The following is a 12,365-nucleotide window of genomic DNA, read 5'->3' on the forward strand; positions in this document are numbered from 1 at the left end:
TTGCCGCAGCAAACCACACGCTAGGTCGGCTTCTGTCGATCGTCAAGCAAAAGCCGCCGCGCGCAGTACGCTAGACGGATTGTCACCACTGCGTAGCAACGAGAGGCTCCGTGATACATCGTGCCCACCGAGGAACTGCTGAAGTTCGCCCCTCGCCCGACCGGCGCCGGGGACATGTTCCAGCTGCTCCGGGACGGCCAACCCCGCACTCGGGCTGACCTCGCCGCGATCACGGGCCAGGCCCGGTCCACGATCGCTGCTCGTATCGACCTGCTGATGGCGTCGGGGCTGATCGCCCCCGCGGGCGAGGCGAGCTCGACCGGCGGCCGGCCTCCCGTGACCTTCGCCTTCAACCCGGGCGCACGCATCGTGCTCGCGGTCGACCTCGGCGCGACGCACGCCCGCCTCGCGGTGACCGACCTCGCGTCGAACATCCTCGCGGAGGTCGATGCCCCGCTGACCATCTCGGACGGACCGCAGGACGTCCTGGCCTGGGTCGCCGAGACGGGCGAGAAGCTCATCGCGACGACCGGGCGGGACCTCGACGACCTGGTGAGCGTCGGCGTCGGCCTGCCCGGGCCCGTCGAGCACTCGACCGGACGTCCCATCAACCCTCCGATCATGCCCGCGTGGGACGACGTCGACGTGCCCGCGATCCTCAGGAAGACGTTCGACGCCTCGGTCCTGGTCGACAACGACGTGAACATCATGGCCCTCGGGGAGCACCGCACCGCGTGGCCGGGCGTGAGCGACCTGCTGTTCGTCAAGGTGGCCACGGGCATCGGTGCGGGCGTCATCTCGGACGGCGAGCTCCGCCGCGGCGCCCAGGGCGCCGCCGGCGACATCGGGCACATCGCGGTGCCCAACGGGGCCGACACCCCGTGCCGCTGCGGCAACATCGGGTGCCTCGAGGCGATCGCGAGCGGGCAGGCCATCGCCGGAGCCCTCACCAGGGAGGGCCTGGACGCCGCGAACAGCGGCGACGTCGTCTCGCTCGTGCGCGGCGGGGACCTCATGGCGAGCCATGCCGTGCGCCAGGCGGGCCGCGACATCGGCGCGGTCCTGGCGGCGTGCGTGAGCCTGCTCAACCCGTCCATGATCGTGGTCGGCGGTGTCATCGCGGACGCGGGCGAGCACCTGATCGCGGGCATCCGCGAGATCGTCTACCAGCGGTCCCTGCCCCTGGCCACGCAGCACCTGCGCATCGTCACGTCCCAGGCCCGCAGCCAGGCCGGCGTGCTCGGTGCGAGCGCCATGGCGATCGATCACGTACTCTCTCCCGCAGCGATCGACGCCCTGATCGCGTGAGCGCCAACGGAGGACTGATGAGCGTGCCGGACCGTCGGGCCCTGATCGTCCGAGGAGGGTGGTCAGGCCACTCCCCCGAGGAGAGCACCGACCTCTTCGTCCCGTTCCTCGAGGAGTCGGGCTTCGACGTCGCCGTCGAGTCCTCGCTCGAGGTGTACGCGGACGCCGACTACATGGCCGGCGTGGACCTGGTCGTCCAGTCCTGGACCATGGGCGAGATCCTGCCCGACGAGCTGCGGGGACTGCGCCGGGCCGTGACGGACGGGACGGGCCTCGCGGGCTGGCACGGCGGGATCGTCGACTCCTACCGCATGGCCACCGACTACCTGCAGATGCTCGGTGGCCAGTTCGCCGCGCACCCGGGCGACCTGGTCGACCACACCGTGGACGTCGTGCCCGAGCACGCGCAGCACCCGATCGTCGCCGGCATCGGCCCGATCCGGCTCCGCTCCGAGCAGTACTGGGTGCTCGCCGACTCCCTCAACGAGGTCCTGGCCACCACCACGATCGCCCCGACCGCCGACTCGCCCTGGCGATCGCCCGTGGTGTCCCCTGCGATCTGGACCCGCGGCTGGGGAGCGGGCAAGGTGTTCGTGTGCACCCCGGGCCACCAGCTCGCCGACCTGGAGAACCCCGGGCTGCGGGCAGTGATCGAGCGCGGCCTCCTCTGGGCGGCTCGCTGAGCCCGCCCGCGCCTGACGGGGCTGCGCCCCGGGAGGACGAACGGTCGCCGGCCCGCTGGGGCCGGCGACCGTTCGCCGTGCTGATCCGGGCGACCTACCAGGCGCGCGCGACCGCGGTGTGCACGTCGAGCAGCGGGCCGGTGCGCTCGCTCGGGCCACGCCCGAACCCGCACTCGGTCCCCACGCCGAAGCCGCGCCCCAGGACCTGGGTCGCGGCCGCGAGCCGACGCTGCGCGCCCTCGACACCGTCCTCGTGGTGCACGACCCCGAGGTACAGCTCGGTCGCCGGGTCGATCGTGAGCTCCGCGAGCGGCGCGACGTAGTCCACGTCGTCGCGCTCGATCGGCACGGGCAGGTGGAACCACGCGACGTCGCGCGTGACGGCCGCCGCGAGGCCGTTCGCGACGTCGACGAGGCGCCGCGTGTCCGCCGGCTCGACGAAGTGCTTCTCGGCGATGTCGCCGTAGCAGAGGTGGAAACCGAGCTCGACGCCCTCGGGGACGGTGGACGCGACGCGCGCGGCGAGCTCGACGCAGCCGGCCACGACGGGGGCGGCGTCGGTCGATCCCTCGGGGGCGAACCAGGCGCGCGAGGGACCTGCACCCAGGTTCGCGCCCTCGATGAACGCGAACTCGCTCGCGAGGTCGAGCTGGATCGCGAGGTCGGCCGCGGGCACCGCGGCGACGATCGCCTCGATCTCGCGGACCATCGCGGCCTCGTAGGCCGGGTAGACGGCCGCGCGCAGCTCGGGCACGACGAACGCCATGACGGGGGCCAGCGGCGTGGGCAGGCAGACCTGGAAGCGCGTGGTCGCGGGGATCGCCCCCTCGGTGCGCAGGCGTGCGAAGTCCGCGTACGACGCCGCCGCGGCGGCCGCGTAGCCCAGCTCGCCGAAGACCAGCTCGTCGGCCGGGACGGAACCGTCGAGGACGTGCGGGCGCGCGTCGAAGCCCGCCACGGGGATGGGGGCGATCGGGACGCGCACGAGCCCGGCGACGGCCTCGAAGTACTGCCCCTGGAACATGATCCAGTGGAACCGCTCGCCCACCTCGCCGTCGGGGATGCGCTTGAGGTGGGTGCCTGCGTGCGCCGCGACCGTGCGGAACGTGTCCTCGGCCGTGGGGAGGTTGACGGAGCCGACGAGATGGGCGCCGCGCACCGGGGCTGCTGCGGAGGATGCGGGGGCGTGCGTGGCGAGCTGGGGCGCCTGGTTCACCTGGGTCATGGCCGTCATCGTAGACGCGGGTACCACTTCGCTGGTCGGGCTGCCCACCCCTCGGCCGATGACCTGTGGCACCATCTCGCGGATGACCTCACCGACGCACTTCACGGGCCTGCTCGCCTACCCGATCACGCCCCTCGGCCCCACGGGGGCGCCCGCGCCGGACGTGCTGGCCCGCCTCGTGGCGGACGCGGTGCGCGCGGGGGTCGACGGCGTCACGGTCCTCGCCTCGTCGGGTGCGGGCACGTCGTTCTCGTCCGAGGAGCGCGCCACCGTGGTGGCCACCGCCGTGGGCGCGGCACGTGACGCCGGACCGGGACCGTCCGGGCGGCGGGTCCCGGTGCACGTCGCCGTCGCGGCTCCCTCGACCGCCGACGTGGTGCGGAACGCGGTCGCGGCACAGGCCGGTGGCGCGGACGGCCTGGTCCTGACGCCCTTCTCCTACGTCCCGCTCGTCGACGACGAGGTCGTGGCCCTGTTCGAGGCCGTGGCGGCCGAGACCGACCTGCCCGTGTGCTTCTACAACCGGCCCGCCCAGAGCGGGTACGACGCGACGCCCCAGGTGCTGGCCCACCTGTCGATGTCCGCACGGCTCCGGGGGCTCAAGGACCCGGCCGGGCGAGCGGGCGTGGGTGCACGCCTGGACGCGGTGCGGACGGCCATCGGGAGCGAGCCGTTCGCCGTGGGCCTGAGCGGCGACCTCGCGATGATCGAGGGGGCGTTCACGACCCTGCCCGCGAGCGACGCCTGGCACACGGGGGTCGCGGGGCTCGTGCCCGACGAGTACGCCGCGCTGCGGCGCGCGCACGTCGACCGGCGCCCGCTCGACGCCGTCGACGAGCGCTCGTGGCTCCTGGCGCTCGTCCGCGAGCTCGCCCTCCTGCGACCGGTCTCGGGCCTCCACGCGCTCGCAGGGCTGCTCGGCGTGCCCACCGCCCCGCCGCGGGGGCCGCTCCTCGCGACCCCACCCGAGCAGACCGTGGCGCTGAGGACCGTGCTCGCCCGGCGGCCGGCCGCGGCGCCGGGAGCCGCGACGTGGGGTCCCGCGCGGTAGAGGCCTCTCGTCGAGGGAGAGGACTCCTGCCCTCTCCCTCGACGGGCCCTCGCGCCCGCGGGTCGTCAGTCGGCAGCCTGTCCCTGGTCACCGCCGTCGACGTCGCTGCCGGCACCACCGGACCCGTCGGGCTCGGGCTGCGCGTCCTCCTCGAGGCCCGGCGCGTCGCCGACCGCTGCGGGGCCGCCGGCGAGGAGCGCCACGAAGCCTGCCTCGTCGAGGATCCGCAGGCCCAGGTCCTGAGCCTTGGTCTCCTTGGTGCCCGCGTTCTCCCCCACGACCACGTAGTCCGTCTTCTTGGACACCGAGCCCGACGACTTGCCTCCCGCCGCGAGGATCGCCTCCTTGGCGCCGTCCCGCGTGAACCCTTCGAGGCCCCCGGTGACCACGACCGTCAGCCCGGTGAGCGGGCCGGTCGTCTGCTCGACCTCGCCCGGTCCGGGGTGGCCAGGGATCGAGAACTGGACCCCGTCGCGCTGCCAGGTGTCGACGATCTCGACGTGCCAGTCGACCTCAAGCCAGGAGATCACCTCGTCCGCGATGACGGGCCCGACGCCCTCGACCGCCGCGAGCGCGTCACGGCCTGAGGTGCGAATCGCCTCCCGGATCGCGTCCAGCGAGCCGAACCACTCCGCGAGGGCACGCGCCGCGACGGGGCCGACGTGACGGATGTTGAGGCTCACGAGGATGCGCCACAGGTCCTTGGTCCGAGCGCGCCGCAGCTCGGAGACGAGGGTCTCCGCCGTGGTGGAGGGCCCGTACACCGGGACGTTCTTGACGACGCCCGCTGCGCGCCGTTCGGCGGTCGTCGAGTTCTCGTACCCGGGCGGATAGGTCTTGGCGACGACCTTCTGGAAGGGCCGGACGACCTTTGCGCTCATGACCGAGCCGTCGGACATCTCCACCTCACCCGACTCACCCACCCCTTCGAACGGGCGCGGCAGCCCGGTCTCGGGGTCACGGACGACGACGCGGATCGGGGCGAGCTGGTCGACGGTGAGCGAGAACAGCCCGGCCTCGGTCGGCAGCGGCGGCTCCGCGGGTTCGAGGGGCCGGGTCAGGGCCGCGGCCGTGACCTCGCCCAGCGCGTCGATGTCGAGCCCTCCGCGCGAACCGATGTGCTCGACGCGGCCCTGCACCTGCGCGGGGCACGAGCGCGTGTTGGTGCAGCGCAGGTCGACGTCGCCCTCCTTGAGGGGACGCAGCGGGTGCCCGCACACGGGGCAGTCGGCGGGCATCACGAACTCCGTACGGGGCACGCCGTCGTCCCGCAGCGCGACGACCGGACCGAGGATCTCGGGGATGACGTCTCCCGCCTTGCGCAGCACCACGACGTCGCCGATCAGCACGCCCTTGGCGCGCACGACGTCCTGGTTGTGCAGCGTGGCCTGGCGCACGGTGCTGCCCGCGACGAGGACCGGCTCCATGACGGCGTACGGAGTTGCCCGGCCGGTGCGCCCGACCCCGACCTGGATCGCGAGCAGGCGCGTGTTGACCTCCTCGGGCGGGTACTTGTACGCGATGGCCCAGCGTGGTGCGCGGCTCGTGGCCCCGAGGCGGCGCTGGAGCGCGAGCTCGTCGACCTTGACGACGATCCCGTCGAGCTCGTGCTCGATGTCGTGCCGGTGCTCGCCGTAGTACGCGATCATCTCCTGCACTCCCGCGAGCCCGTCCACGACCCGGTTGTGCGGGGACACCGGGATGCCCCACTGCTCGAACAGCGCGTACGCGTCCGACTGCCGCCCGAGCTCGGCGTGCTCGCCCTCCTGCCACTGCAGCGCCCCGACGCCGTGCGCGTACATGCGCAGGTTGCGGCTCGCCGTCACGGCCGGGTCCTTCTGCCGCAGCGACCCCGCGGCGGTGTTCCGCGGGTTGGCGTAGGGCGCCTGCCCGGCCGCGACGAGCGCCTCGTTGAGGGCCGCGAAGTCGTCGACCCCCAGGAAGACCTCGCCGCGGACCTCGATCACCGCGGGGTGCGTGGCCGGGTCGCCCGCGAGCTGCTGGGGGATGCTCGTGATGGTGCGGACGTTGGCCGTGACGTCCTCGCCCGTGCGCCCGTCGCCGCGCGTCGCGGCCCGCACGAGGCGGCCGCGCTCGTAGAGCAGCGCGATGGCCAGGCCGTCGATCTTGACCTCGCACAGGTACTCGACGGGGGCCTCGGGTGGGACGTCCAGGTCCCGGTGCACGCGCGCGGCCCAGGCCGCCAGGTCCTCCTCGGAGAACGCGTTGTCGAGCGAGAGCATGCGCTCGAGGTGCTCGACGGTCGCGAACCCCGTCGCAGCCCGTCCGCCGACGCGCTGCGTGGGCGACTCGGGGGTCTGCAGCGCGGGGTGCGCGGCCTCGAGCGCCTCGAGCTCGCGCATGCGTGCGTCGTACTCGGCGTCCGAGGACACGGGGGCGTCGGCCTCGTAGTAGGCCCGCTGGTCGGCCTCGACCTGCGCGACGAGCTCCGCCCAGCGACGCTGGGCGTCCGCCTCGTCGAGCGCGGGGGCGGCGTCGGGCACGACGCCGGACGCCTCGAGGTCGTCGGCGGGAGTCGTGGGGGGCGGCGGGGTGGCGTCGTTCACGTGCCCATTCTCGCCCGCGCCACCGACAACCGCCCGGTGCCCGCCGCGACACGCCTGCCCGACGACGTCGCTCTCCGTCGCGCGGCCGCCCCACCCCCGCGGGCCCCCCGTCCGGGCGGGGTGATCCGCGCCGTCGGGCCTGCGCTCCACCTCCCGACGGGGCCGGGCGGAACGGGTCCGGACAGCGCAACGCCCCCGCGCTGGAGGACACGGGGGCGTTGCAGGGGGGCCGGGGCCAAGGGGGGATGCCCCGGTCCCGAGGCGGGTGGCGCCACCCGGCAGGACGCGCCACCCAGCCGCTGACCCGTACCGCTCGGGTCGTCGGCAGGTCGCCGGCGGACGGGCTGCTCCCCGTCCGCCGGCGCCCGATCAGTCCGAGGTCGTGGCCGCGGCGAGCGCGGCCGCCTCCTCGGTCGCCTTGCGCTCTGCGCGGACCTCCTCGCGGGTCGTGCCGTAGTAGGCCGCCACCATGATGTCGCGCATGTCCTCGAGCATCGGCAGGCGCGGGTTCGCGGGAGCGCACTGGTCCTCGTAGGCCCGCATCGCGAGGGCGTCGAGGCCACCGATGAACTCGCGCTCCGGGACCCCCTGCTCCTTGAACGAGCGCTCGATCCCGACCTTGGCGCGCAGCTCCTCGACCGCCCGGGCGTAGGACTCGACGGCCTGCTCGGGCGTCGAGGCCGGGAGCCCCAGGTGCTTGGCGATCTGCTGGTAGCGCTCGTGCGCGATGTACTTCTCGGCCTTGGGCCAGCCCGTGACCTTGGTCGGGATCTGCCCGTTGTACCGGATCGCGTGCGGTAGGAAGATCGCGTTCGTGCGGCCGTGGACCAGGCCGAACGTCGAGCCGACCGTGTGGGCCATGGCGTGCACGATCCCGAGGAACGCGCTGCCGAACGCCATGCCGGCGATCGTGGCCGCGTTGTGCATCTTCTCGCGGGCCTCGGGCGCTGCCGCGCCCTGCGTCACGGAGGCCTCGATGTGCTCGAAGACCAGCTTGATCGCGTGCAGCGCCAGGCCGTCCGTGAAGTCGTTCGCGTAGACCGAGACGTAGGCCTCGGTCGCGTGCGTCAGGGCGTCGAAGCCCGAGTCGGCCGCGAGCTTGGCGGGCATGGTCGCCGTCAGGACCGGGTCGATGATCGCGACCGACGGGGTCAGCGCGTAGTCGGCGAGGGGGTACTTGTACCCGGTCGCGTGGTCCGTGATGACCGCGAACGGCGTGACCTCGGAGCCCGTGCCCGACGAGGTCGGGATGCAGACGAGCTTGGCCAGGTCACCGAGCGTCGGGAACTTGAACGCGCGCTTGCGGACGTCGAAGAACTTCTCGCGCAGGTCCGAGAACGCCATCTCCGGGTGCTCGTACTTGAGCCACATGACCTTGGCTGCGTCCATGGGCGAGCCGCCGCCGATCGCGACGATCGTGTCGGGCTTGAAGTCGCGCATCATCTCCGCGCCCTTCTCGACCGTCTCGACGCTCGGCTCGGGCTCGACCTGGTCCATGATCTGGATCGAGACCTTGTTCGGGCGCCGGCCCAGGACGTCGAGGACCTTGTCGACGATCCCGATCTGGCTCATGACCTTGTCCGTGACGATGGTGACGCGCTCGACGTCGGGCATCTGGGCCAGGTACTGGATCGAGTTCGGCTCGAAGTACGTCTTCGGCGGGATCTTGAACCACTGCATGTTGTTGTTCCGACGTCCGATCCGCTTGACGTTGATGAGGTTGACGGCCGACACGTTGTTCGACACCGAGTTGTGCCCGTACGAGCCGCACCCGAGCGTCAGCGAGGGGATCAGCGCGTTGTAGATGTCACCGATGCCGCCGAGCGCCGAGGGCTGGTTCCACAGGATGCGGACGGCCTTGACGCGCTGGCCGAACTCCTCCGCGACGGCCTTGTCCTCGGTGTGGATCGCACCTGAGTGGCCCAGGCCGTCGAACTCGACCATCTGCTCGGCGAGCGTGATGCCGTGGTTCGTCGACTCGGCGCGCAGCACCGCGAGGACCGGGCTGAGCTTCTCGCGCGTCAGCGGCTCGGCCGGACCGACCTGGGCGCACTCCGCGAGGATGATCGAGGTGTCGTCCGGGACGGAGAAGCCCGCCTGCTCGGCGATCCACTGCGGGCTCTTGCCCACGATCGAGGCGTTGAGCTTGGCGCCCGCGCAGTTCGCGCCGCCGGCCTCGACCCCGAAGATGAAGCGCTCGAGCTTGGCCTTCTCCTCGGGGTTCGCGAGGTAGGCGTGCATGTGGGCGAACTCGGCCAGGGCCGCGTCGTAGATCTCGGTGTCGAGGATGACGGCCTGCTCCGAGGCGCACACCATGCCGTTGTCGAAGCCCTTCGACAGGACGACGTCGTTGACCGCGCGGCCGAGCTTGGCGGTCTTCTCGATGTAGGCGGGGACGTTGCCCGCGCCGACGCCCAGTGCCGGCTTGCCCGCCGAGTAGGCGGCGCGGACCATCGCGTTGCCGCCCGTCGCGAGGATGAGCGCGACGCCGTCGTGGTTCATGAGGGCAGAGGTCGCCTCGAGCGAGGGCTGCTCGACCCACTGGATGCAGTCCTCGGGGGCGCCCTCCGCGACCGCGGCGTCCCGCACCACGCGGGCTGCGGCGACCGAGCACTGCTGGGCGCTGGGGTGGAACGCGAAGATGATCGGGTTGCGCGTCTTGAGCGCGATGAGCGCCTTGAAGATCGCGGTCGACGTCGGGTTCGTGACCGGGGTGATGCCCGCGACGACGCCGACCGGCTCGGCGATCTCGACGATGCCCGTGAGGTCGTCGCGTCCGATGACGCCGACCGTCTTGAGGTTGGCCATCGAGTTCGGCACGTGCTCGCAGGCGAAGATGTTCTTGGTGGCCTTGTCCTCGAAGACTCCGCGGCCGGTCTCGGAGACCGCGAGCTGCGCGAGGCGACCGTGCTCGTGGAGCGCCGCGACGGACGCCTTCTTCACGATGCGGTCGATGTCTTCCTGGGTGTAGGCGTCGTACTGCTTGAGCGCCTTGAGACCGCGGTCGACGAGGGCGTCGATCTCGCTGACTCCGACGGGGGGCTTGGCGGGGGCCTTGCTCGTGCTGCTCACGTTGCTCCTCCAGTGACCCGAGCGGCCGGGTCTGCGTCTGTCGTTCCCTTGCTTGTGAACACTTTCACAAGGTGCGCTTAGATGCAAGCGCCTCGTCGGTTCGTCTCGCCCGTCGGACGCCCGCCCCCACGCCCGCCCCCACGGCGGCCCACCCGGACGACGGACCGGGCCCCGTTCCCGACCCCCGGACCGCGTCGCCTAGGGTGTTCGGCATGAGTGCTGAGAACGACACGATGGACCCGACCGACGCACCACCGGCCGTGCCGCACGACCCGTACCTGTGGCTCGAGGAGGTCGAGGGCCGCGAGGCGCTCACCTGGGTCCAGGGGCGCAACGCCGAGACCGCGGCCACGATCGAGGCCACGGCCGAGTTCGCCGCGACCGAGCAGGCGATCCGCGAGGTCCTCGACTCCGACGACAAGATCCCGGACGTCTCCAAGATCGGTGAGCACTACTACAACTTCTGGCGCGACGCGCAGCACGAGCGCGGCATCTGGCGCCGGACGACGCTCGACTCCTACCGCACGGACCACCCCGAGTGGGAGCTCGTGCTCGACCTCGACGCCCTGGGCGAGGCCGAGGGCCGGAGCTGGGTCTGGCACGGCGCGAGCGTCCTGCGGCCCGCCCCGGGCGGCGCATGGCGGCACGCGCTGATCGACCTGTCCCCCGGCGGCTCCGACGCCGACGTGACCCGCGAGTTCGACCTCGTGACGAAGCAGTTCGTCGCGCCGGAGGACGGCGGGTTCTACCGCGAGGAGTCCAAGGGTGGCCTCGGCTGGATCGACGCCGACACCGTGTACGTCTACACCGACTTCGGACCGGGCTCCATGACCCCCTCGGGGTACCCCCGGATCGTCAAGCGGTGGCGCCGTGGCACCCCCGTGACCGAGGCCACCGTCGTGTACGAGGGCGAGCCCGAGGACATGTACATCTCCGCCTGGCGCACCCACTCCCCCGGCTACGAACGTGACTTCGTGGGCCGCTCGATCGCCTTCTACGACAGCGAGACGTACCTCGTCCAGGACGCGGGAACCCCGTCCGAGACGCTCGTCAGGATCGACGTCCCGCGTTCGGCTGAGGTCGGCGTCAAGCGGGAGTGGATGCTCGTCGAGCTGCGCGACGACTGGACCGTCGGCGGCACCACCTACCTCTCGGGCTCCTTGCTCGCGACCCGCCTCGAGGACTTCCTCGCCGGGGCGCGCGGCTTCACCATCCTGTTCGAGCCCACGCCCACGACCTCGCTCGCGGGGGCGACGTGGACCGCCCACCACCTCGTGGTCAACGTGCTCGACGACGTCAAGAACCGGCTGCACGTGCTGACGCCGCCCCCTCCCGCCGAGAACGTGGACGCACCGTGGACCCGCGGCGAGCTGCCCGGCCTGCCCAGCATCGGCACGGTCGTCGTGGGCGCGGTCGACTCCGAGGAGAGCGACGACGTCTGGCTCGTCACGACCGACTACCTCACGCCCTCGACGCTCTCGCTGCTGTCCGTGGGCGCGGGAACCCCGCCCGAGGTCCTCAAGTCCGGGCCCGCGTTCTTCGACGCGAGCGGCCTGGTCATCGACCAGCACTTCGCGGTGTCCGACGACGGCACGCGCGTCCCGTACTTCGTCGTCGGGCGCGAGGAGCACGTCCGGCCGGAGGCGGGTGCCGCAGGCGGTGACGCCGACCACGCCGAGGGCGCACGCGTGGGCGCCGCGCCCACGCTGCTCTACGGCTACGGCGGCTTCGAGATCTCCCTGACCCCCGGCTACTCGGGGGGCCTGGGGCGCGCGTGGCTGGCCGACGGCGGCGTGTACGTCGTCGCGAACATCCGCGGCGGCGGCGAGTACGGCCCGGCCTGGCACCAGGCGGCCCTCAGGTCGAAGCGCCACAAGGCCTACGAGGACTTCGCGGCCGTCGCACGCGACCTCGTCGCCCGGGGCATCACGACCCCCGAGCACCTCGGCATGGAGGGCCGCAGCAACGGCGGCCTTCTCGCGGGCAACATGCTCACGCAGTACCCCGAGCTGTTCGGCGCCGTGATCGTGGGCGTCCCGCTGCTCGACATGCGGCGCTACACGCACCTGCTCGCGGGCGCGTCCTGGGCGGCCGAGTACGGCGACCCCGACGACCCCGAGCAGTGGGAGTTCATCCGGACGTTCTCGCCGTACCACCTGTTCGACCCCGAGCGCGAGTACCCGCCCGTGCTCTTCACGACGTCGACCAAGGACGACCGCGTCCACCCCGGGCACGCCCGCAAGCTCGCCGCGAAGATGCTCGCGGCCGGCAAGGACGTGACCTACTACGAGAACATCGAGGGTGGTCACGGCGGCGCCGCGAACAACGCCCAGGCCGCGCACATGGCCGCGATCCACTACCGCTTCCTGCGCGAGCAGCTGGGCTGACGCCGAGCCACCGCGTCCCCGCGACCCCGCAGGGACGCGGGGGGGGGGGGGGGGGGGGGGGGGGGGGGGGGG

General features: G+C 72.5%; 7 protein-coding genes. 4 read left to right on the forward strand and 3 right to left on the reverse strand.

From position 1 onward, the window contains the following. Positions 1 to 174 precede the first annotated feature (174 nt). A complete protein-coding gene (locus H9623_RS17535) occupies positions 175 to 1,308 on the forward strand; it encodes an ROK family protein (RefSeq protein WP_193721310.1) in 1,134 nt (377 codons plus the stop codon). Positions 1,309 to 1,325: 17 nt separating this feature from the next. Then, a complete protein-coding gene (locus H9623_RS17540; protein WP_193721311.1) occupies positions 1,326 to 1,991 on the forward strand; it encodes a ThuA domain-containing protein in 666 nt (221 codons plus the stop codon). A 94-nt stretch (positions 1,992 to 2,085) separates the two neighbouring features. On the opposite strand, the gene H9623_RS17545 is transcribed toward H9623_RS17540, so the two are convergent. After that, positions 2,086 to 3,216, reverse strand: a complete 1,131-nt coding sequence (locus H9623_RS17545) for a uroporphyrinogen decarboxylase/cobalamine-independent methonine synthase family protein (protein WP_227748865.1) — start codon at positions 3,214 to 3,216, stop codon at positions 2,086 to 2,088. Between the two features lie 82 nt (positions 3,217 to 3,298). On the opposite strand from H9623_RS17545, the gene H9623_RS17550 reads away from it, so the two are divergent. Next, entirely contained in the window at positions 3,299 to 4,267 is a 969-nt protein-coding gene (locus tag H9623_RS17550; protein WP_193721305.1) for a dihydrodipicolinate synthase family protein, read from the forward strand. Positions 4,268 to 4,332: 65 nt separating this feature from the next. On the opposite strand, the gene ligA is transcribed toward H9623_RS17550, so the two are convergent. Both ligA and adhE read right to left on the reverse strand, forming a co-directional pair. After that, the gene (gene ligA / locus H9623_RS17555; RefSeq protein ID WP_407671982.1) at positions 4,333 to 6,834 is read right to left on the reverse strand and encodes an NAD-dependent DNA ligase LigA; all 2,502 of its coding nucleotides are present in this window, start codon (positions 6,832 to 6,834) and stop codon (positions 4,333 to 4,335) included. A gap of 369 nt (positions 6,835 to 7,203) precedes the next feature. Further along, positions 7,204 to 9,906, reverse strand: a complete 2,703-nt coding sequence (adhE, locus tag H9623_RS17560) for a bifunctional acetaldehyde-CoA/alcohol dehydrogenase (RefSeq protein ID WP_193721306.1) — start codon at positions 9,904 to 9,906, stop codon at positions 7,204 to 7,206. A gap of 212 nt (positions 9,907 to 10,118) precedes the next feature. Here adhE and H9623_RS17565 point away from each other — a divergent pair, with 212 nt between their 5' ends. Then, positions 10,119 to 12,293 (forward strand): prolyl oligopeptidase family serine peptidase, encoded by a 2,175-nt coding sequence (locus H9623_RS17565; protein ID WP_193721307.1) that lies wholly within the window; start codon positions 10,119 to 10,121, stop codon positions 12,291 to 12,293. Positions 12,294 to 12,365 lie beyond the last annotated feature (72 nt).

Source organism: Oerskovia douganii (genome assembly GCF_015142735.1).
Lineage (GTDB): Bacteria > Actinomycetota > Actinomycetes > Actinomycetales > Cellulomonadaceae > Oerskovia > Oerskovia douganii.

What these genes read in the sequence shown, in the direction of transcription:
- H9623_RS17545 (WP_227748865.1), bottom strand. Translation starts at nt 3,216, where the DNA reads ATGACCCAGGTGAACCAGGCGCCCCAGCTCGCCACGCACGCCCCCGCA.
- H9623_RS17550 (WP_193721305.1), top strand. Translation starts at nt 3,299, where the DNA reads ATGACCTCACCGACGCACTTCACGGGCCTGCTCGCCTACCCGATCACG.
- H9623_RS17565 (WP_193721307.1), top strand. Translation starts at nt 10,119, where the DNA reads ATGAGTGCTGAGAACGACACGATGGACCCGACCGACGCACCACCGGCC.
- H9623_RS17540 (WP_193721311.1), top strand. Translation starts at nt 1,326, where the DNA reads ATGAGCGTGCCGGACCGTCGGGCCCTGATCGTCCGAGGAGGGTGGTCA.
- H9623_RS17535 (WP_193721310.1), top strand. Translation starts at nt 175, where the DNA reads ATGTTCCAGCTGCTCCGGGACGGCCAACCCCGCACTCGGGCTGACCTC.